Here is a 21113-nt window from a genome sequence, read left to right on the forward strand (position 1 = left end):
CTTAAACCCTACATTTTGTTATTTTATTTATTTTTATAAACCAGCAAAGTTTAGCTTTTTATATTTTTGACATCTACTAATACTGTTGCTTTTTAAATAATTTTAAAAGGATTTTGATAAAGCTCAATTACAGAGGAATTCCTCAACCTCGTTACTCATTCTATGCACCAGCCATTTAGGGCCATCATCATACATATCGTTATGACGTGATTTTTCTATCAGAATTTGCCTGACAGGAAACTCATTTAGCTCTGTGTCATTCAGTAGTACATTTTCATCAGCTGGATAATCACTGCCGCGCAATGTAAGTACACTGATATTTTTATTACGAGGCAATAACATACGGCGGTGATCAAGTGTGATTATACTCTCCACCTCATGAGGGTAAAGTGCTGCGTAAAGCGCCGAGATATCCCCGCCATTGGAATGGCCAAATAAAGTTAAATGGCTAAAATCATAAGATGGATAACGAGAGCTTAATTCATTGACTAAAAACTTTAAGGTCACCACACCTCGGTGCCAGTTCTCTAGACGAGTCGCCATATAAGGCGGGGTTCTGTTAAGCGCAGGGTCGCCCTGTAATTCGTGGGCAACGGCGATTGTTAAATACCCTTTGGAAGTAAAAATATCAGCTGCAAATTGATAGTCCGTATGCGCAATACCATACCCTGGATTAATAAACGCTACCGGGCATTTATTATGTTCGCTGCAGGTGGATGAATTACTCGGCTCTGAGATACTAACGGGAATCGCACGATCACGGGATTTGTCAACAATCACTTCATTTTTGGCAAAACTAACCGCGCAGAAAGAAAAGCAGCTTAATATAAGGAGAGACTTTAAAGCGTTCATCATGGTGTGAATCTTATAGTTTTTATTTTAATTACAATAAGTTTAAAGCGTTGTATACGCTCAGACAAGTTACTCGCAGCTAAACGATTATTTATTGTAAATATATGCGATAATGGCGCTAATATTTATGTTTATTTAAAAGTGCCCTATGAAATCATACAGCAGCATCGAACAACGCATCGACATTTTACAAAGTCGTATTGAAGCTTACCAAGAAGAAATCGCAGTACTACAAGCCGAGCCTAAAAGTAATAACGAGCGTATTATTTTTAAGTTTATTGAAACTGGTAGCACAGGTAAAACGAAAGATTTTGTGCGTGAACTTGGCATTAAATCACCACGCGATAGCTTATACTCGTCTGGCGATGTGACTAAATTAATCAAAGATGACGCTGATGATATTAACCCTGCGCTACTTGAGATTGCTCGTGCTCTTGCCAGCGCTCGCAATAAAAACGGCCCAAGCTGTTAATATAAGTGTTACTTGTGGATTAGCTTTTTTTAAAATGCTAATCCACTAGCTCGATATCAAGCCCAGCTAATAAATTTAAAGCCTCAAACCGTTCAAATTTAGCACCACTTACGTCGTTATTTTTTATATCAATATTAAACTGTGTGGCACCGACAAAATTAGCGTTACTTAAATTGGTTTGATGAAACACACTGTCTCTAAAATCTGTGCCTATAAACTGGCTTTTCGCTAAATTTGCATGTCTAAAATCGACATCTTTTGCAAAGCAGTCTTTCATCGTTAGCGTTTTTAATGACAACTCAAAAAATGAGCCGTGGCTAAGCTCGCAATCTTTAAAACTAACGGGCGCAGTCAATGCCAGTTGCGGCCAGTTTACTTGTCCCCACACGATGCTATTGAGCTTACAGCCTTTAAAATTCACCTCTTCTAATGAGCTGTAGTTCCAACTTAAATCACTCAAATTGCAATTGATAAACTCACAATCGATAAAACGACAGTTACTGAATTGAGCTTGGCTAAAGTCACACTCAATAAACTGGCACTGCTCAAATTCAATATCACTAAAGCGCTTTGCTGTCGCTTTTAACTTTAAAAATTCGTGTTCATAGTAATCGTTTTGTGTAAATAACATACCTTCTACTATAACTCCCTCTTAAAACAGCAATAAAAAAACCCTAAGAATAAGCTTAGGGTTTTTAACATTAAACTAGTTTGTTCGTTACTTATTCAGCTGGTTTTTCAGCTTTTTCAACAACGTTGATGGCAAGCTCAGTCAATGAATCTGCATTGGCTTTACTTGGTGCGTCAGTCAGTAAACATGAGGCTTGTGTTGTTTTAGGGAAAGCAATAACGTCACGAATGTTATCAGTGCCACACAGTAGCATTACTAAACGGTCTAAACCAAACGCAAGACCGGCATGCGGTGGCGTGCCGTATTTAAGCGCATCAAGTAAGAAGCCAAATTTGTCTTGTTGCTCTTGCGCATCAATACCTAGGATTCTAAAAGCCGCTTCTTGCATATCTGCATTGTGAATACGAACAGAGCCACCGCCTACTTCGTAGCCGTTTAATACCATATCGTAGGCATCTGAGATAGCCGCTGCTGGGTTTGCTTCAAGCGCTGCTGCATCAATGTCTTTTGGTGCCGTAAATGGATGGTGAACGGCGTGAAGTGTGCCTTCGTCATCTTCTTCAAACATTGGGAAGTCAACAACCCAAAGTGGTGCCCAGCTATCAAGGTTGGTGATTTCTAAATCAACACCAATCTTCAAGCGTAATGCGCCCATGGCTTCATTTACTGTATTGCGTTTATCTGCACCAAATAAAATGATGTCACCTGTTTGTGCATTCGTACGCGCTAGAAGTTCATTAATCACTTCTTCGTTTAAGAACTTAGCGATTGGCGATTGAACACCTTCAGCACCTGCATCACGGTCGTTAACTTTCATCCAAGCTAGACCTTTTGCACCGTAAATACCAATAAACTTGGTGTAGTCATCTAACTGTTTACGAGAAAGCTTTGCGCCACCTGGTACTGTTAGTACTGCAACACGGCCTTTTTCATCATTTGCAGGGCCTGAGAATACTTTAAACTCAACGTCTTTAACCAAATCAGCAACGTCAATCAGCTTCATTGGGTTACGTAAGTCTGGTTTATCAGAGCCGTACAAGCTCATTGCTTCTGAATAAGGCATGATTGGAAACTCACCTAAATCAACATTAAGCAATGACTGCCACATTTCACGGATCATCTTTTCAGTCATACCGCGTACTTGATCAGAGCTCATGAACGACGTTTCTAAATCTATTTGAGTAAATTCAGGTTGACGATCAGCACGTAAATCTTCATCACGGAAACATTTAACGATTTGGTAGTAACGATCAAAACCGGACATCATCAATAATTGCTTAAACAACTGTGGTGATTGCGGTAATGCGTAAAAGCTGCCTTTGTGAACACGGCTCGGTACTAAGTAATCACGCGCACCTTCTGGCGTCGCTTTCGTTAATACAGGTGTTTCAATATCTAAAAATGCATTTTCATCTAAAAAGCGACGAACAAAGCTGCTTGCCTTAGCACGTAACTTAATACGGTCGCTCATTTCTAAGCGGCGAAGATCTAGGTAACGGTATTTTAAACGGCGCTCTTCTGAATTCACTTGGTTAAAGTCAAGTGGTAACGGCTCAGAGCGATTGATGATCGTTAAGCTAGTGCCTAAAATCTCAACTTCACCCGTTGCCATATCTTTATTTACTTGGCTATCAGGGCGTGCACGTACAACACCTTTAAGCTGCACACAAAATTCTTGGCGAAGTTTATTCGCTGTATCCATTAAGCCTTCAACTTCAGGATCGAATACAACTTGCACTAAGCCTTCTCTGTCGCGTAAATCGACAAAAATAAGACCACCAAGATCACGTCGTTTATTTATCCAACCACATAGTTCAACTTCTTGATCTACGTGAGTTTTGTTAAGCTGTCCGCAGTATATAGAGCGCATAGTATTCCTGTCAGTTAAAGACTCATAGCCGCTTTCCCTAAGAATTTGCTGTTTTTGGGGAGTTAAAGCCACTATTTATTAATCATTTTAGGGGGTGCATTATACCCAAGTTACTTAAAAATGCGAGCGCGGCAGCGGGCTCTGTGCTTTCAATTTATAGATTTGATATACTAGCCAAAACACGCAATCAGTTAACCGTTTTATGTTGTATTTAGGGTGTCCGCAGTGGTCAAGCACTGCGTGGAAAGGCAATTTGTTATCCAGCCATTGTAAAAATGCTGACATGCTGCACGAATACGCGCAGGTGTTTAATTCCGTTGAAGGTAATACCAGTTTTTATGCCGACCCGAGTATTGAATCCCTAAAGCGCTGGCGTGATGCTGTGAATCACGATTTTAAATTTACCTTTAAATTCCATCGCCGCTTTAGTCACGAATTGCAATTAACCAACATTGATGACGAGCTTACAGCTTGGTTTAATTTGTTCGAACCGCTATTACCCTATATCGGCCAAATCATGTTGCAACTACCCAATAGCTTTAGCCCTGCGCAATTGCCCCTTCTCGCACAGTTTATTAGTAAGTTGCCACACAATATAAATTACGGGGTTGAAGTACGCCACGGCGAATTTTTTAAAAAAGGCGATGCAGAAGTTGCGTTAAACCAGTTATTAATGGCCAACAACATTAATCGGATTGCCATGGATACGCGTGCCCTGTTTGCGGTAAAACCTAATACCGAAGCCTTGATAGATGCACAACAAAAAAAGCCTCATTTACCCGTGCATGCTATCGCCACTGGTGAGCAGCCAATGGCAAGGTTTGTGATTGCCAGTTTAGAGCATGACTATAAAAGTTATTACCAGCCGTGGCTGAAAAAAGTACAACAATGGCTCGATGAAGGTAAAACACCTTATGTTTTTTTTCATACCGCCGATAACCGCCAAGCCCCATTGTTAGCACGTCAATTTTGCCAAGACTTAAATTATAACCACCGCGTTTTATCACCTTTTATAGGTGAAAAAGAAGCCACTCAATCGAGCTTATTTTAAATTTATGAAAGACTACTCTCGCTATTTTAACGGCTACCCTGAGCAAATTGTCACAAAAGTGATGCAGCTCATTAATAACAACAAACACGGTGCGTATTTAACAAAAAAATACCCGCATGCTCATACGATAACCAATGACAAGTCATTATATGCTTACGCAACCGAGCTTAAAAAGCGCTACTTAAAAAATGCCCCGCCGTTTGGCCGCGCGGCATTTAAAAAGCAAGGTGATATGGTCACTAATGCACTGGGTACGCATACTTACCGTATGCAAGGTAAAACCCGCAAACATGATTTAGCAATCAACAGCGATTTACTGCGCGCGCCAGAGCCATTATTAAAAGCGTTAGTAGTTCACGAACTCGCCCATTTTAAAGAAAAAGATCACAACAAAAGTTTTTACGCCCTGTGTTGTCACATGGAACCAGAGTACCACCAACTGGAGTTAGATTTACGGATTTTTTGTGTCTTGGTCGAACAAAATAACAATCCTTATATAACCTAATGGGCTCCTATTCATAATAAGAACAACTGATTATAGACTAACATTAAATTTAGCGAGTCCTATCAATTGTCCTGATTCAGTAACAACGTGTACTTGCCATTTTCCAACTGAGTCTACGGGAAAGTTCATTTTGTGGGTCCACGCTCTATAACCTTGCTCCCGCCCGCCTGTAATATCTAATGCGATTCGCTCTACGACTTGGTTATTAAGGATCCAAACATGAAAAATCTTTTCGTTTAAACCTCTTGGCGCTTTCACCGCTGTCCAACTATACAAACCTTCCTGTCGTAACGTATTTACATCTAACTGCTTAACGTTACCGATGGGCTTGCGTTGTGCAATATCGACTTGGTGGGATACCGTAATATCAGTTAAGCGCAGCGCCGCTGGCGGTACCCAGCTACGTAGCTGCCATAAACCTGCGCTAAGCGCACTCAACAATAAAACGAGTAAAGGAAAACGCCACCAGCGCGCATTGGGCATTAAATTACCTAAGCTTGGCAGTGTACAAATAACTGAGGTGATCAATGCTATTGTTAAGCTTTGACTGGTGGTGAGATTAAGTAAAATAGGTAGAGTAACGAGAATAACAACGAACAGTGCGAAGTTGTGAAACACCGTAAATAATATACTGTGCTTAGCTAATTTTTTATAATACAGCGGATCGACAACCGATATAAATGCGCAAAGTATAATTAATGATGTAAAAACAGCCTGTGGATGATTCCACGAAGTCACCGCGAGAAAAAATGGCAATGCAAAAAACAAGCTTTCTTGCTGCACCATCTGTAATGCAAAACGCATAAAGTTAGGTGAAACAGCAACACCAAAGCGCTGCTCAACTTTATCGCGCAGCCAATTATCCACAATCAACCAAACCCAACTGATCAGTAAAAGTATGGCAATAATTTGCGAAAACGACTCCTTTCGCTCAACTAAAAGGTAGCTTGCCACACCGCTGCAAAACGCAAATACAGCCAACAAACCGGGCCGTTGTTGCATCATTATAATAAATTTTGTTATTAGATTTTTAAAATAGCTCATTCAAAAACAGCATCCACTTATTTATGTGTTAAAAGCGCACCATGCTTTATTTTATTGTACGGGTAACGGCTTTACACTTTTTAAAGAAAACATTTGGGCCCAGCTATCTCGTCATTGATATTCACAAAGCACCTAAGATTCAATATACTACACATACTATTTGTACTTGAGATTAATATGCCTAAGCCATTTTCAAATTTGTTGGCAATATTATTTATTTTGCTAAGCTTTTTTGGCCAAACGATGGCGTACAGTGCTAATCTGCCTACAAATACTGCATCGCATTCTCAACAATCATCAGCAACAGATTATATCCTCACCGATGAGCAAGCCCAAAGTGAAGATGAATGTTGCGATACCGAGTGCTGTGAAGTCACTTGTATTTGCCCTGCAAACACATGTGTGTCGGCCTTTTATTTACCTAGTCAAGTAAATACAACTGCGCTTGTTGTGCAAAAGTCTAATGTTATAAATCAACACGTCGAACGAAAAGTTTTGATGCCGACACATGTATTCCGCCCTCCTATCTCTATCTCATAAATACAGTTCCCATATTTTTTAGCCACGTTGAGGGCTAATTCGCTCTACTTTAATACAATTATGAGACAAATATGTTTATAAAAACATCTAAGCTAGCTGTTGCTGCTGCGTTATTCCCTGCTTATTCGTTCGCCCATGAGCAGCATCATGACCATGACGAACATGAAAAAAAATCGATAGAGAAAATACAAGTCATGGCTTCTCGTCTTGGTCGAATTGTTACCGAGTCAGCAACTCGCACTGAAATAATCAATAGTGAAGAAATACACGAGAAAGCCTTAATGCGCCCTGGCAACATTTCAATGTTAGTGGCAGAAACTGGTGGTGTACGCGTGCAAAACACTTCACCCGCTTTAGGTAGTGCAAATATCCGTTTGCAAAGCCTGTATGGCCGCTATACCCAGCTACTTAGTGACGGGCTGCCATTATATGGCGGTCAATCAATAGGCTTATTACAAATCCCGCCGACTGATCTTGCCAATGTTGAGATCATTAAAGGCTCTGCCTCTTCATTATATGGAGGCTCTGCGTTAGGTGGAGTGATCAATTTGATTTCACGTACACCGAGCGATGAGTTTGAGGGCGAACTTCTTCTCAATGCCACCTCAAAAAATGGCCAAGATGTTACCTCTTACTTTGCGGCACCTTTAACTAACTCTATCAGCGCCTCTGTTACCGCAGGGTTTCATCATCAACAGGAGCAAGACTTAGATGAGGATGGCTGGCTTGATATGGCAAGCTATAACAGAGCAAGTGTACGCCCCCGTTTTTATTGGGAAGGCGATAATGGCGCCAATTTATACGTCACGGTAGGCGCGATGACCGAGCAACGAGATGGCGGCACAGCTGAAAACGCAATAATGCCTGATGGCAACCCATTTGCACAAACACAAGACAGCTTAAGGCTTGATACGGGCTTTATATTTGATAAACCAATAAATGAAGTACTGGCCTTAAATGTACGTGGTTCTGCAATGCAGCAAGATCATGATCACCTATATGGTACTATAAACGAAAATGACAACCATGAAAGTTACTTATTAGAGTCAAGTATCTCTGGTTATACCGACAACATCGCATGGCTAGTCGGTGCTGCGTATCAATCTGAAAAATACCAATCAAAAGACTTTGCTGCATTTGATTATCACTACGAAGTGCCCGGCGTTTTTTCACAACTTGATTATGAAACAAGCGAAAATATATCGGTGTCGTTGAGTGCACGTGCCGACTGGCACAATGAATACGGCACGCAATTTAGTCCGCGAATTTCCATGCTGTATAAACCAGAAAACTGGACCGTAAGAGGTTCTTACGGTAAAGGGTTTTTCGCCCCCACTCCATTTATTGAAGACATTGAAGATGCTGGTTTATCCCATTTAGAGCCGCTCGAAAATATTGCAGAAGAACATGCAAACACAGCCTCTATCGATATCAGCTATACATTTGATAGCGTTGAAACAAGTGTTACTTTTTTCTCCTCCGATGTTGAAAATGTCACTGAGTTAGAAGTCATCAACCAGCAACTCACGCCATCAGGTAAAAACGTTCGCATCATCAACGCCCAAGGCCAAAGTGAAATACGTGGTGCAGAATTTCTATTGCGCTATCGCTGGAATGATATCAAGCTAACGGGTAGTTATTTATATACAGATGCAAGTAAGCAAATTAACTCAGGAACAGGTCGCGTACCGCTTACTCTAACCCCAGAACACTCAGCGGGTGCAGTAATTATGTGGGAAGAGCACGGTAGCCACTTAGTTGGTTTTGAAGCCTACTACACCGGCACACAACAGCTTGAGAATAACCCTTACAGAGATAAAAGTGATGCTTACTGGCACTTAGGTTTACTTGGGCAAATTACCGTTGGACGGATTAGCTATTTTGTTAATGCTGAGAATCTACTCAATGTAAGGCAAACAAAAGAAGACTCTCTCATATTGCCACAACAAGCACCGAGTGGTCGTTGGACGACAGATATTTGGTCTCGAAACGATGGTTTTACTGTCAATGCAGGCATTCGTATCAAGTTTAACGATTAAATCACAAACTAGTATGCTGGTTAACCTATAACCAGCATACACAACAATATGTTACTATTTAAACCTAGCAAGTGAGTATTTTTAAACATAGCTAACTTTATGCTCAGTCACGCTTAAAGTTCTTACTATGGCTATTTAAATAGTCGTTCATTGGCATAGGTTTGGCAAAGTAAAAACCTTGTGTAGAGTCAATATTACAACCTTTTAGGATAGTAAGCTGCTCTTTGCTTTCAACGCCTTCTGCAACCACACCCATCCCTAAGTTATTTGCTAAATCGATAATTGTTTTTACAATGCTAAACCCTGATTCTTCATCGGATATTCTATCAATAAAGCTTTTATCTATTTTTAACTGCTTTACCGGGTAAGCGTGTAAATAAGCTAAACAAGAATATCCAGTGCCAAAATCGTCAATTGAAAAAGTAAACCCTTCTGACTGAAGCTCTTTCATTTGCTGTATTGTATGTTCAACATCATGAGTTAGCATACTTTCAGTAATTTCGAGGGTTATTTTAGACGGAGAAAGGTGGTGATAATTAAGCACATGAAGTAACTCAGACTTTAATAAAGAAGACTTGAATTGTGAAGCACTTATATTAATCGACACCTTAAAGTCATCATCTATTACACACGGGTTTAAACGTTTAAGTAATGTACAGATATCTCTAAGAACTATATTTTGCAAACGTTGTATTAAACCAAACTGCTCAGCAACCGGTATAAATTCACTTGGTCCAATAATTCCATTAATCGGGTGGATCCAACGGATCAGCGCCTCGGCTCCCACGACCTTGCCTTCATTGTTAATTTGTGGCTGAAAGTAAGCACAAAACTCATCATTCTCAATCGATTTCAAAATCTCTGTTTCGAGTTTTATCTTTCTATCTAATAATGTCTGCAGTTGTGGATCATAAAAACTATAGCTATTCCCGCCTTTCGCCTTTGAGCGATACATAGCGGTGTCAGCAAACTTTAGAATATTGCTCGCAGTTATATCTGCGCCTTCAATTAAACAAATACCAATACTACAACTAACCTGAAATTTTAAGGCCCCTACTTTAAACTCTTGCTCAAAAACTTCGTGGATCTTTTGCGCCACAATGGCTGATTCCACATTGGCTTGGTCATTATCGTCACCAAGATATTCTAATAAAACAACAAACTCATCGCCTCCCAACCGCGCTAATGTATCTGATTTCCTTATAACCGCACCTAATCTTCGGGCAACTTCAATGAGTAATTCATCTCCTGATGAATGTCCTAATGAATCATTGAGGCGCTTAAAGTCGTCTATGTCTAAGAATAGTAAAGCTCCTGTTTCACCTGAGCGCTTTATTTTTTCAACAGCGATGTTTAAGCGCTCATTTAACATTCGTCTATTTGGGAGTTTTGTTAAAGGGTCATAATAGGCAAGCTTTTCTACGGCTTTTTCTGCTTCTTTTCTTTGTGTGATATCTCTTGCAACCCATAAAACATGCCTAGACTGACTACTCTTAGATTGATAATGATCCACAGGTACCGTGCGCCCTTCAAAGACCACCTTTCCCTTGGGCACTTCTAACTCATATTCGAACACTTGAACTTCATTTGTCGCGAGTGTTTTCTCGAGTACCGCCATAATTGGTAGCGCATCTTTAGGATCTAAAACATCATTGACATTTTTTCCCTTACTTTGCAGTAAAGAAGAATATAAAAATTCATTTGAAGAACCATATACGTCAACATACTCGCCATTTTCACCCAAAATAAGAACAAGATCAGGCATTACTTGGGTGAACGCTTCAAATTTATCATTGCTGTGCTTAAGTTGACTAATAACATCATTTAATTTAGTTGCATTGGCGTCATTTTCGAGCGCAATACTGGTAAAGTTTACAAAATGATCAATCAGCTCCAAGTCTTGCTTTGTAGGACTTTTTGCAGTGGTATGATAGACAGCAAATGTCCCTAACACTTCAGCTTTAGTAGAAATAATGGGTGTTGACCAACATGAGGCTAGTCCAAAGGTTAGCGCCGTTTGTTTAAAGCCTTCCCACAACGGCGATGTGTTTATGTCGTCAACGATAATTCTTGCTTCTGAAAATGCTGCCGTCCCACACGATCCTACTTTAGGGCCAATTTCAATTCCGTTAATTATTTGACAATACTTAGCATCAATACTTGGGGCAGCACAATGAAACAGTTGATTACCCTGAAGCGATAAAATTGAGCACTTGGCAGACTCATCCTCTAGCATTTCCTCGATAGCTAAACAGATCTCTTCACTTATTTCACTTAAAGGCTGCCCTAACGCTATTTTCGAGAGTATTTTTTGCTGTTGCTTTAATAACTTTAAAAGTTGCTTATCCTGCATATTTCACAAAGTCCTGAATTTTGCTTCATCGTGGTATACGAAAAAGTGGTGTAACGCTTAAATCGCTCTGCCGCGCTAAGATTTTATATCACGAGTTATTGCAATGTTATCTAAAAGTAAAACAACAAAGGCTAAGTAAATTATAGTCAATAACCAATAAGCCACAGTATTAATTCGTATGAGTCACACGTCAATTATAATCCGTTTCTATTAGAGTAACAGTAACGCAAGCTGCTAATTATTTCTATATGTTCAGGGGGAGTTATGAAGCAAAAATTACATAGGGTAGTTGTAGTAAATAGGGTGTTGATTTGCTTAAGAGTACTTATATTACACATTGCTAAGCACTCTTAATTTACGCTTTTGAAGCTAACTTATCCCTAAATACTTATGAACCTGCACAGATAAACGCCAATTTTTGTCTATACACGTCTCTATCGCCAACTTTGTCGCAGACACTTTTTGACTAATCGGCTGTAAATAAACAAGCTTTGGATTGACACCTGTTTTTAAAAATAGCGCTTCAAGCTCTTCCACATGTTTTTGCATTGCAATGGGGTGTTTTATCTCATCTGCACGCTTCATTGCTGAGGTCAGAACTTCATAGCCACCACGCATATTAATCTTTGGTGAAACAGTAACCCATGTTTGTGTCGGAGCTAAAACTTCAAAAGTACCACTTGTTTCTATCTGCGTACTAAACCCATGTTCATGTAATAAATTACATATTGGGTTCAAGTCATACATACAAGGCTCGCCACCGGTTATAACTACATGCTTTGCACGGTAACCACGCGCATTAAAAAGTGCCAATATCTGTTCCGCTGAGGCATTTGCCCAATGATCAGAGTCCGCTTTTTTTCCCACTGTGTCATCAAGCGAGACTTTGTATACATTGTCTACTTCCCACGTTTGTTTTGTATCACACCATGCACAGCCTACAGGGCACCCTTGTAAACGTAAAAATACGGAAGGCGTACCAGTAAAGCTTGCTTCACCTTGGATGGTTTCAAATATTTCATTAATTTTATACAAACGTTATCTCACTTACTACTTAGCACTCATCAGACCGATTAGAGCGACACATCAAAAATCAAAAAGCATAGGCAAAAATTGTTATTTATGCTCCAGCCGTGTAGTATATCGCGCCCTGATATAAACCTCTATTAAAACTAAGAGCAAAACAGATATGACGCAAAAAGTAGTTGTGATTTATTCCGGCGGTATGGATTCATTTACCGTATTAAATAAAGCCCTGCAAGAAGGCCACGATGTATATGCCTTATCATTTGATTATGGTCAGCGTCATGTTAAAGAGCTTAAGGTCGCCGCACAGGTATGTGAAAAGCTTAATGTTCCCCATAAAATCGTCGATATTTCTGCTATTAACCAACTGATTGGTGGCTCATCATTAACTGATGATATTGATGTGCCTGAAGGCCATTACGAAGAAGAAAGCATGAAAAGTACGATTGTGCCTAATCGCAACATGATTTTGCTCTCATTAGCTGTAGGGTATGCTGTATCACTAAAAGCCAGCCAAGTTTATTATGGCGCTCACTCTGGCGATCATGCAATTTACCCAGATTGCCGCCCTGAGTTTGTGAAAAAAATGGACGATTTGTGCCGCATTGCTAACTATGATGCCGTTGAAATTTTTAGCCCGTATTTAAACAACACCAAAATTGACATTTTAACTGATGGCATAAAAATGGGATTAGACTACAGCGAAACTTGGACGTGTTATAACGGCCGAGAGAAAGCCTGTGGTAAATGCGGTGCGTGCCAAGAGCGCCTTGAAGCATTTAAACTTAACGATGTTACAGACCCGCTAGAGTACGAGTAAATTACCATAGCCATGTTAAAAGGCGATCAATGAAAGCCTTTTAACATCTATAACCAGCGTCTAACCTTCGCCTTATAATCAATATAAGACTGACCAAAAACCTCGGTTAGTGCCCGCTCTTCTGGCATGATTTGAAACCATGTTAAGTACGCCACAAAACCTATAATACTTAAAACCGCCCAAATAGAGGCAAGCCATACCCCCCACCCAAGTAAAATAAAAGCGAAACCAACATACATTGGGTTACGAGATATTTTATACACGCCTGCCGTCACTAGCTCTGAGGCTTGCTCAGGATTAGTAGGATTGACCGTGGTTTTGGCTAGTCGAAAACTCACCACACCTGCGATACAAAATATAACGCCTAAACACACTAAAATAGTCGCAACGTAAGCAACAAATAAATTAAAGTCAATCACAGTGTAATGTGCAATCAATGCCATTAGTCCTGCAAAAAATAACACCACTATAACGGGTGGTATTTTGGTATGTAACATAAGTCCCTCTCTTAACAGTGTTCCAACCTATCCCTTTGCTTAATATGGCATTATCTGCGGCCACCTAAGGATAAGCATAAAATACAAATAAAATTACAATTGTCAGCTTTATACCTACACAAAGCAGGTTATACTTTATACTAAATAAGACGTATTAGGGAAATAAAAACTATGTCAGGCACTACTATGATCGTGTTAATTGTATTTATCTCTGTGGGTTCAGGGGTCATTTACGATATGTATAAAAAGCACCTCGAATTTAAGCACAAAATGCAAAATAACAACCATGATGCAAACAAACAATTAGATGCAGTGAATGCCGAGGTGCGCGCTTTAAAAGAGCGTATTCAAACACTCGAAGCTATTGTTACTGATTCAAGCTTTAATGTTAATCAAGAAATAAATAAGCTATAAAACCTATTAATCTGTAAACTGGTTAGTATACAGGTGAGCATTCTGCGGCCGCTCAACACCATGAGCGGCTAGAAAACCAGATATTTCACTGTTACACCCTTGCGGCGCACGCCCACTATCAATTTCAAAATTGAGCTGATTAGCATGCTGCTTACCCAATGAGCATAAATTTAACGCATTATGAGAGCGAAGTTTGATACTTAACTCCCCAATCTTCTCAACGGATATGTGCTTACTAAAACGAGCAAGGTCATTGTATTTAAAGTTTTCACTGACAAATTCATTACTGATTTTAATTAATGCATCAATCAGACCATGTAAAAATAGATTGGTACTTGTGTTATTTACCAAAAATGAAACTTGAGTATTATTGAATTCGTGAAGCTGGCAGTCATGGCAGGTTAACTGTACTTGATATAAAACCGTTGAATTATCAATTTTATTAACGTTAATCAGTTTGATTGGCGCTCCTGCAAAAATACAATTATCTATAACCTCGTTTACATCACTTATATCTTTACCATCTGACATCACAAGCTCAGCATTTTGTGCCATTAGAGGTAAATCATGGTGATTATTAAATGGCGTACTTGATCCGTTTTGGTGTTTAAACTTAATAAGCTCTCTTACTTCATGTTCGCGTGCTACTTTTAGCGCTAAATAAGCGGTTTGAATAAGCTCTGATGTAGGTAAGTTTTCCTCTACGTACCAACGCCTGCCAAATAGTAATTTTTTCGCATTTTGATTAAGCTCACTAGACTGGTAATTGTCGGGATTCAAAATAGCAACTTGCAAATAAACTTGCTGGTCTTTTTCAGCCGCAATAACGCGAAAATGAGCCGAAAAGCTAATTTGACTGAGTACGTCATTAACAGATTGCAGAGTATGCTTGTAACGTAAAAAATGTTGCGGGACTACCCAGTTACCGTTAGAAAGTTGTACCAAAGGCGCATAAGAAATTGGTTGTTCAAAGCTGTGTGGCCACTTCGCATTATTCGCAGTGGAAGGCTTTAAGTCTTTTATTTTACTATTCATACTTAAATTACATTAATTCATACAAGTGGCGTAAAAGTGGTACGAATTTAATAGAGTAAGTAGATCACACTGCCCTGTTAGTTTTAACTAAATTTAATTGCTTATAATCAGCAATGACCTGCTCATAATATGTGGGTTCTTTTTTTGTCATGCGAGTGTAATGCGCTATTAAGGTTTTAACATACTGCTGATGGTGTTTATCAGTAAAGTCCCACATTGAACAGCCGGTAGGCTCAATGGGTATGTTTGATTTAAAGCTTACATGTAAAAGCTCATAAAACCGTTTATTTTCGATGATTATCTGCTCTGACTTTAACCCCTGGCCCAATTGTGCAAGCCCTTTCCTTAACGCGTAAGTATGGTGCACAGGGCATATTATAAAGCTGAGCTGATTAAGCGTTTGCTGATCATGATTTTCAATGATTTTTTGCATTAGCCTTAATAGTAGCTCCCCCCCTACACCTGCGATAATAATCAATTGTTTCGCATCAGCGGTAAGTTCAATACTTGATACATCTTTACATTGAACCTGCCACTGACTGTTAGCGTTTGAATCTGCAAAGCGCCCGAGTGTATTACTCAATGCATCCATCAGCTCAGGTACGATATCTACAAAAACTACTTTATGTGCAACCTCTCGCTTAAGGAGTGTCATTCCCAATAAACCATGATCGCAGCAGCAATCCCAAATTACATCATAGGATTCATCTACCAATGAATTAATCGCACTCAAACGATGGCTGAGTTTCATATTATGCAGATGTTATGGTGGTTTTATAAATAAGTGCTTTTAAGCTACGATCACTATCTACTTCAACAAATCCTGACGTAGGTGCTAAACGTTCAACAAAAGTGATAGCACCTTGCGTATGTTCTTCGATTAATGCTTTAAACGCATGTTCTGACAATTCAGGGCTGTTTGCGCATAATAATAACTGAGTATCGCAGGTTAATAGTTCTGGCAAGCGACGTAGTACTTTTTGATAATCCTTGGTCAGTATAAAACTGCCTTTTTGAAAGCTCGGTGGATCAACAATGATTAAATCAAAAGGTGCTGCTTTTTTAAGTTTGCCGAATGATTTTAAAATATCATGAGGTAAAAAACTCACACCGCGATCAAACCCATTTAATTGATGGTTCTGTTTCCCTGTGCGTAATACGCCTTTATTCATATCCATGTTGATTACGCAGTCAGCACCACCTTGCATGGCACTAACTGAAAACCCGCAAGTATAAGAGAATAAGTTAAGGACCTTGGCGCCTTTACTGTTATTACTCACAAACTCGCGGCCATTTCGCATATCAGGAAAAATCCCGGTGTTTTGACGACTCATTAAATCAACATGAAACTTGGCAGCGCCTTCTTTAACTATGTGAGATTCAGGTAACTCACCGTATAACAATGTATTTTGAGTTTTTAGCCCTGCACGTTGCTGGTAAACCAGTGCCGTAATATGTTCAGGTGCATTTGTTTTTACCCAGTTCCAAACTTGCTCAGTCAGTTGTTCAAGAGTTTCAGGGGTAATCTCATCATAAGATACTAAAAATAAGCTCGGTGGATAAAAGTCTAAATTTAAATGGCTTAAATGTTCAACACTGTGACCACGACCATGGAAAATACGGCACAGCTCATTAGCTGCAATCGGTGCACTATCAAGTGCAGTGATTAGAGGAGAAAAATTATGCATTTTTAATCAACTGTTGTTGTAATTCGTGTATTTCATCGCGCACTGAAGCGGCTTTTTCAAATTCAAGATCGCTTGCATAGGCATGCATTTTAGTTTCAAGTTCTTTCATTTGAACTGCAATCTCTTTAGCACTGAGCACTTTATTGGTTTCTTTGCGAATAAGTTTTAAATTATCCTGCGGGCCTGCCTGCTCACCCACATCCATAATGTCGGTAATTTTCTTCAATAGTGCCTTTGGCTCAATACCATGCTTAATATTATAAGCGTGTTGTATATCACGACGACGTTGGGTTTCATCTATCGCTTTAGTCATAGATTTTGTCATGCGGTCAGCATATAAAATTGCACGTCCGTTTAAATGACGAGCTGCACGCCCTATGGTTTGAATAAGCGAACGTGCCGAGCGCAAAAAGCCTTCTTTATCGGCATCAAGTATCGCCACTAAAGAAACTTCTGGCATATCTAAGCCTTCTCGTAAAAGATTGATCCCCACTAACACATCAAATACACCCGCTCGAAAATCTCTTATTATTTCAACACGTTCAACGGTATCAATATCTGAATGCAAGTACCTAACTTTAACATTATGCTCGTTCAAATAATCCGTTAAATCTTCGGCCATTCGTTTCGTAAGTGTGGTTACTAGTACACGTTCATCAATTTCAACGCGTTTATATATTTCAGACAGTAAATCATCAACCTGAGTGCCAACAGGGCGCACTTCTATTACAGGATCAAGTAAGCCTGTAGGACGAATCACTTGTTCTGCAATATCATCACCACAGCGCTCCAACTCAAAGTCCCCAGGGGTGGCCGACACATAAATAGTTTGCGGCGCGATAGCTTCAAACTCTTCAAATCGTAACGGCCTATTGTCCATTGCCGAGGGCATTCTGAAACCATATTCAACAAGGTTCTCTTTTCGACTGCGATCGCCTTTATACATAGCGCCTATTTGCGATACTGTGACATGCGATTCATCGATGATCATTAGCGCATCATCGGGTAAGTAATCCAATAATGTGGGTGGTGGATCACCCGGTGTGCGACCTGATAAATAACGGCTGTAGTTTTCGATGCCCGAACAATAACCAAGCTCGGTCATCATTTCGATATCATACTGTGTTCGTTGTGCTACACGTTGCTCTTCAACAAGCTTATTTGCGCTTAATAACTGAGCACGACGTTCTTTCAGTTCAGCCTTAATATGCTCTATGGCATCGAGGATCTTCTCTCGTGGTGTCACATAGTGCGTTTTAGGATAGATGGTGGCACGTACTATGTGTTTTTCAACCGCCCCTGTTAGCGGATCAAATATACTCAAACGTTCAATTTCATCATCGAACATTTCTACACGAACGGCATAAGTCTCTGACTCCGCAGGGAAGATATCAATAACTTCGCCACGTACTCGATACGTACCACGGCTAAAATCAATATCATTTCGTGTATATTGTAATTCTGCAAGACGACGAAGCATATCACGTTGATCAACTGTCTCACCGACTTTTAATAACAACATCATTTTCATGTATGAATCAGGATCGCCCAAACCATAGATGGAAGATACTGACGCCACGATTATCGTGTCACGACGCTCTAACAAAGCTTTTGTTGCACTTAAGCGCATTTGTTCAATATGTTCGTTAATAGACGCATCTTTTTCGATAAATGTGTCACTGGCTACAACATAGGCTTCTGGCTGATAATAATCATAATAAGACACAAAATACTCAACGGCGTTGTGAGGGAAAAACTCTTTCATCTCCCCATACAGCTGCGCTGCAAGTGTTTTATTATGCGCCATAATGATTGTCGGGCGATTTAAATCATTAATAATATTTGCCATGGTAAATGTTTTACCTGTTCCCGTGGCACCCAGTAAAGTTTGATGTGCTAATCCTGACTCTAAGCCTTCGCATAACTGGGCTATGGCAGTAGGTTGATCGCCACTTGGGGTAAACTGCGAAACGAGTTGGAAATGATCACTCATACTTGGCACTCCTTGACGGGTGAATTATTAATAGCATTGAGTTCTTTTATGAACCATTTATAGGCAACTAAGCCGGTGAACACATTACCTATTGCAGCACCTATTAATAAACCAGGTAAATCTGCAATTAAACTTCCGATATAAGCAAACGGTACATAAAAAACAAATAACCTAATAACGCTAAGCACTAGCGCATTCATAGGCTTATGTAGCGCATTAAAAGATGAGTTAGATAAAATTATTACGCCTTGAAAACCATAACTAAGCGGTAATGTATAAATGAACAAGGTAATTACATCGATAACCATTTGCTCTTTACCAAACAATTGACTGATCACACCTGAAAATACGATTAGCAATAAGTAAATGATAAATTGCCATATCATTACAAATTTAAGCGTTGAACAATAAGCCTCTTTCACTCGACTTAATTTACCTGCACCAAAGTTTTGGCTTATAAATGGCGGTAATGTCATCGACAACGCCAGCACAACAAGGCTTGCTATGGATTCAATTCGACTACCCACACCAAACGCAGCAACCGCCTCAGGTCCATAACCAGCAACGAGTGCTGTCATCACAGCCATCGCAATGGGTGTGAGCATATTAGCGCCCGCTGCGGGAAACCCGATTTTTAAAATTTTCTTAACCGATACCAAAGCTGTTTGGTTTTTTGCATGTAAACTCAACAAGCCTTTTTTTACGGCTAAAATATATAAAATGATCACTACAGCTACAGACCAAGCTATCACGCTCGCGATTGCAGCGCCTTTGATGCCCATTGCGGGGAATGGACCAAAGCCAAAAATTAAGATGGGATCGAGTACCGCATTTATTAGCCCGGCTCCCCCCATCACTATGCTTGGAGTTTTTGTATCGCCGCTTGCACGCAATACTGAGTTTCCGATCATCGGCGTGATTAAAAACACACTACCCATAAACCAAATACCCATGTAATCATGAATTAATGGCAGCGTATTCTGCCCTGCCCCAAGTAATTTAAATATTGGCTCAATAAATAAATAGCCGAATAAAGATAAAATAAGCACCATCACAACAGCTACCAACAACGCCATGCTAGCGTCAAACCGCGCTTCTTCCATATTATTACTGCCTAACGCTTTTGCTATTACAGCAGATGTGCCAATACCTAAACCTATTGCCAAACTGATAACAGTAAAAGTAACAGGAAAAGTAAAACTCACCGCGGCTAAAGGCTCGGTACCCAACAAACTAATAAAAAACGTATCAACAATATTAAACATCATCAATGTGATCATGCCGAAGATCATCGGGATCGTCATACGTTTTAGCGTTGGAACTATTGGGGAATTTAATAAATCAGGGGATGTGTTTGTTTGCAAGTTTGCGCGCATGTGAATAAATAAGCCTCTTTTATTAAGCTGCCATTTTAAAGCATCAGCGCGTTGCAAGCCACGCATTTATTAAATGAATCCGTTTACATATAGGTAGATAAAGTTTCTATCGTTCATAACGGTCATAAATTTGGTAGAAAAGTACACGTTTTAAGCGGTTTCCTTGCAATAGCTCAAAAACATCAGTTAAAAACAATAAAAATACACTTATGTAACGTTTATAACAAAACCCTCTCCGCTAGCGCTGATTTTTTACACAAAAATTGCTTATATCTTATCGTCACGAATAATTTTCCTCATCATAGGGTGCTAATTCATGCTTTTTTTTTAAGACATTGTTTTATATATAGATAAAAAAAATGTTTTTAGTGCTTGATATCCTTACAGCGCCCGAAAAATATAGCGTAGATGATGTTCTTAAACTTTAATAAACAGAGTTATCCACAGATTCCGTGGATAACTCATTCAAACCCGCACCAATCAAGGGGTTTAACTTATCGATAGAAACTAAATTCTAATTACGTTGGCGAATACTAACTTAATTCATTTTGGCATTTCAGATGAAAAAATCACCTAAACATGCAATGTATGAGCATATCTACAGTCGAAAGTAACCCTCCAACTTAAGAAAGTCTTCTTTATTAATCTGAATTTAAAGTAAAAAATTTATTGGGATTCGTTCTGATATTATTTCTAGAATTTGCCCTAACAAAATTCTTAGCGTTAAAAAACTTCGTAACTTATTACAAAAGCGACTTCTTAACGCTTAATAATAAAAAATCCCCCTTTAAAGTATTTACCGTATAAAAACTGTTTTTTTGTATTTTAGAGAATAAAATTGATACCAAATTATGGTTTTTCATATTTTTAGTTGGTGCTACATCACTTAAACCTAGCTACATAATCA

The 21113-nt window shown here is 39.4% G+C and carries 19 protein-coding genes; 7 read left to right on the forward strand and 12 right to left on the reverse strand.

Annotated elements, in window-relative coordinates:
* Positions 1-123: 123 nt before the first annotated feature.
* Positions 124-855, reverse strand: coding sequence for an alpha/beta fold hydrolase (locus CSC79_RS10680; RefSeq protein ID WP_099295805.1), 732 nt, complete (start codon positions 853-855; stop codon positions 124-126).
* A gap of 145 nt (positions 856-1000) precedes the next feature.
* Between CSC79_RS10680 and CSC79_RS10685 the strand changes: the two genes are divergently transcribed.
* Positions 1001-1324 (forward strand): hypothetical protein, encoded by a 324-nt coding sequence (locus CSC79_RS10685; protein ID WP_099295806.1) that lies wholly within the window; start codon positions 1001-1003, stop codon positions 1322-1324.
* Between the two features lie 37 nt (positions 1325-1361).
* On the opposite strand, the gene CSC79_RS10690 is transcribed toward CSC79_RS10685, so the two are convergent.
* Both CSC79_RS10690 and aspS read right to left on the reverse strand, forming a co-directional pair.
* Positions 1362-1955, reverse strand: coding sequence for a pentapeptide repeat-containing protein (locus tag CSC79_RS10690; RefSeq protein ID WP_099295807.1), 594 nt, complete (start codon positions 1953-1955; stop codon positions 1362-1364).
* A gap of 91 nt (positions 1956-2046) precedes the next feature.
* Complete coding sequence (gene aspS / locus CSC79_RS10695) at positions 2047-3825, reverse strand: aspartate--tRNA ligase (protein ID WP_099295808.1); 1779 nt, start codon at positions 3823-3825, stop codon at positions 2047-2049.
* Between the two features lie 202 nt (positions 3826-4027).
* Here aspS and CSC79_RS10700 point away from each other — a divergent pair, with 202 nt between their 5' ends.
* Together CSC79_RS10700 and CSC79_RS10705 are read left to right on the forward strand one after the other, a co-directional pair.
* Positions 4028-4876, forward strand: a complete 849-nt coding sequence (locus CSC79_RS10700) for a DUF72 domain-containing protein (protein ID WP_099295809.1) — start codon at positions 4028-4030, stop codon at positions 4874-4876.
* 4 nt (positions 4877-4880) lie between these two features.
* Positions 4881-5381 carry a YgjP-like metallopeptidase domain-containing protein gene (locus CSC79_RS10705; RefSeq protein WP_099295810.1) on the forward strand — a complete coding sequence of 167 codons (501 nt, stop codon included), beginning with the start codon at positions 4881-4883 and terminating at the stop codon, positions 5379-5381.
* Positions 5382-5411: 30 nt separating this feature from the next.
* Here CSC79_RS10705 and CSC79_RS10710 read toward each other — a convergent pair whose 3' ends face one another.
* Positions 5412-6425: a DUF5924 family protein gene (locus CSC79_RS10710; RefSeq protein WP_099295811.1), complete on the reverse strand. Its 1014-nt coding sequence runs from the start codon at positions 6423-6425 to the stop codon at positions 5412-5414.
* Positions 6426-6602: 177 nt separating this feature from the next.
* Here CSC79_RS10710 and CSC79_RS10715 point away from each other — a divergent pair, with 177 nt between their 5' ends.
* Both CSC79_RS10715 and CSC79_RS10720 read left to right on the forward strand, forming a co-directional pair.
* Positions 6603-6965 carry a hypothetical protein gene (locus CSC79_RS10715; RefSeq protein WP_099295812.1) on the forward strand — a complete coding sequence of 121 codons (363 nt, stop codon included), beginning with the start codon at positions 6603-6605 and terminating at the stop codon, positions 6963-6965.
* 71 nt (positions 6966-7036) lie between these two features.
* Positions 7037-9004 (forward strand): TonB-dependent receptor, encoded by a 1968-nt coding sequence (locus CSC79_RS10720; RefSeq protein WP_099295813.1) that lies wholly within the window; start codon positions 7037-7039, stop codon positions 9002-9004.
* Between the two features lie 103 nt (positions 9005-9107).
* Here the strand turns inward: CSC79_RS10720 and CSC79_RS10725 are convergent, their stop codons facing one another.
* Both CSC79_RS10725 and queE read right to left on the reverse strand, forming a co-directional pair.
* Complete coding sequence (locus CSC79_RS10725) at positions 9108-11357, reverse strand: EAL domain-containing protein (RefSeq protein ID WP_099295814.1); 2250 nt, start codon at positions 11355-11357, stop codon at positions 9108-9110.
* Positions 11358-11726: 369 nt separating this feature from the next.
* Positions 11727-12392: a 7-carboxy-7-deazaguanine synthase QueE gene (gene queE, locus CSC79_RS10730; RefSeq protein ID WP_099295815.1), complete on the reverse strand. Its 666-nt coding sequence runs from the start codon at positions 12390-12392 to the stop codon at positions 11727-11729.
* 130 nt (positions 12393-12522) lie between these two features.
* Between queE and queC the strand changes: the two genes are divergently transcribed.
* Complete coding sequence (gene queC, locus CSC79_RS10735) at positions 12523-13203, forward strand: 7-cyano-7-deazaguanine synthase QueC (RefSeq protein WP_343256009.1); 681 nt, start codon at positions 12523-12525, stop codon at positions 13201-13203.
* Between the two features lie 47 nt (positions 13204-13250).
* Here queC and CSC79_RS10740 read toward each other — a convergent pair whose 3' ends face one another.
* Complete coding sequence (locus tag CSC79_RS10740; RefSeq protein WP_099295817.1) at positions 13251-13700, reverse strand: isoprenylcysteine carboxylmethyltransferase family protein; 450 nt, start codon at positions 13698-13700, stop codon at positions 13251-13253.
* A 171-nt stretch (positions 13701-13871) separates the two neighbouring features.
* Here CSC79_RS10740 and CSC79_RS10745 point away from each other — a divergent pair, with 171 nt between their 5' ends.
* On the forward strand, positions 13872-14114 hold the full coding sequence (locus tag CSC79_RS10745) for a hypothetical protein (RefSeq protein ID WP_099295818.1): 243 nt from the start codon (positions 13872-13874) through the stop codon (positions 14112-14114).
* 6 nt (positions 14115-14120) lie between these two features.
* Here CSC79_RS10745 and CSC79_RS10750 read toward each other — a convergent pair whose 3' ends face one another.
* The 5 genes from CSC79_RS10750 to CSC79_RS10770 form a co-directional block, all read right to left on the reverse strand.
* On the reverse strand, positions 14121-15149 hold the full coding sequence (locus tag CSC79_RS10750; RefSeq protein WP_099295819.1) for a hypothetical protein: 1029 nt from the start codon (positions 15147-15149) through the stop codon (positions 14121-14123).
* A 64-nt stretch (positions 15150-15213) separates the two neighbouring features.
* The gene (locus CSC79_RS10755) at positions 15214-15900 is read right to left on the reverse strand and encodes a tRNA (adenine(22)-N(1))-methyltransferase TrmK (RefSeq protein WP_099295820.1); all 687 of its coding nucleotides are present in this window, start codon (positions 15898-15900) and stop codon (positions 15214-15216) included.
* Between the two features lies 1 nt (position 15901).
* On the reverse strand, positions 15902-16837 hold the full coding sequence (locus tag CSC79_RS10760; protein ID WP_099295821.1) for a class I SAM-dependent methyltransferase: 936 nt from the start codon (positions 16835-16837) through the stop codon (positions 15902-15904).
* On the reverse strand, positions 16830-18830 hold the full coding sequence (gene uvrB / locus CSC79_RS10765; RefSeq protein WP_099295822.1) for an excinuclease ABC subunit UvrB: 2001 nt from the start codon (positions 18828-18830) through the stop codon (positions 16830-16832). The genes CSC79_RS10760 and uvrB overlap by 8 nt, the downstream gene beginning before the upstream one ends.
* Positions 18827-20206, reverse strand: coding sequence for an MATE family efflux transporter (locus CSC79_RS10770; protein WP_099295913.1), 1380 nt, complete (start codon positions 20204-20206; stop codon positions 18827-18829). Before CSC79_RS10770 ends, uvrB begins: the two co-directional genes overlap by 4 nt.
* Positions 20207-21113 lie beyond the last annotated feature (907 nt).

The organism is Pseudoalteromonas sp. 3D05 (assembly GCF_002723455.1).
GTDB lineage: Bacteria > Pseudomonadota > Gammaproteobacteria > Enterobacterales > Alteromonadaceae > Pseudoalteromonas.

Bases quoted from the DNA above. Each gene is read 5' to 3' on its own strand.
- CSC79_RS10720 (WP_099295813.1), top strand. From the start codon at position 7,037: ATGTTTATAAAAACATCTAAGCTAGCTGTTGCTGCTGCGTTATTCCCT.
- uvrB (WP_099295822.1), bottom strand. From the start codon at position 18,830: ATGAGTGATCATTTCCAACTCGTTTCGCAGTTTACCCCAAGTGGCGAT.
- CSC79_RS10755 (WP_099295820.1), bottom strand. From the start codon at position 15,900: ATGAAACTCAGCCATCGTTTGAGTGCGATTAATTCATTGGTAGATGAA.
- CSC79_RS10750 (WP_099295819.1), bottom strand. From the start codon at position 15,149: ATGAATAGTAAAATAAAAGACTTAAAGCCTTCCACTGCGAATAATGCG.
- CSC79_RS10760 (WP_099295821.1), bottom strand. From the start codon at position 16,837: ATGCATAATTTTTCTCCTCTAATCACTGCACTTGATAGTGCACCGATT.
- CSC79_RS10710 (WP_099295811.1), bottom strand. From the start codon at position 6,425: ATGAGCTATTTTAAAAATCTAATAACAAAATTTATTATAATGATGCAA.
- CSC79_RS10740 (WP_099295817.1), bottom strand. From the start codon at position 13,700: ATGTTACATACCAAAATACCACCCGTTATAGTGGTGTTATTTTTTGCA.
- CSC79_RS10725 (WP_099295814.1), bottom strand. From the start codon at position 11,357: ATGCAGGATAAGCAACTTTTAAAGTTATTAAAGCAACAGCAAAAAATA.
- CSC79_RS10715 (WP_099295812.1), top strand. From the start codon at position 6,603: ATGCCTAAGCCATTTTCAAATTTGTTGGCAATATTATTTATTTTGCTA.
- aspS (WP_099295808.1), bottom strand. From the start codon at position 3,825: ATGCGCTCTATATACTGCGGACAGCTTAACAAAACTCACGTAGATCAA.
- CSC79_RS10685 (WP_099295806.1), top strand. From the start codon at position 1,001: ATGAAATCATACAGCAGCATCGAACAACGCATCGACATTTTACAAAGT.
- CSC79_RS10690 (WP_099295807.1), bottom strand. From the start codon at position 1,955: ATGTTATTTACACAAAACGATTACTATGAACACGAATTTTTAAAGTTA.
- CSC79_RS10705 (WP_099295810.1), top strand. From the start codon at position 4,881: ATGAAAGACTACTCTCGCTATTTTAACGGCTACCCTGAGCAAATTGTC.
- CSC79_RS10680 (WP_099295805.1), bottom strand. From the start codon at position 855: ATGATGAACGCTTTAAAGTCTCTCCTTATATTAAGCTGCTTTTCTTTC.
- CSC79_RS10770 (WP_099295913.1), bottom strand. From the start codon at position 20,206: ATGCGCGCAAACTTGCAAACAAACACATCCCCTGATTTATTAAATTCC.
- CSC79_RS10700 (WP_099295809.1), top strand. From the start codon at position 4,028: ATGTTGTATTTAGGGTGTCCGCAGTGGTCAAGCACTGCGTGGAAAGGC.
- CSC79_RS10745 (WP_099295818.1), top strand. From the start codon at position 13,872: ATGTCAGGCACTACTATGATCGTGTTAATTGTATTTATCTCTGTGGGT.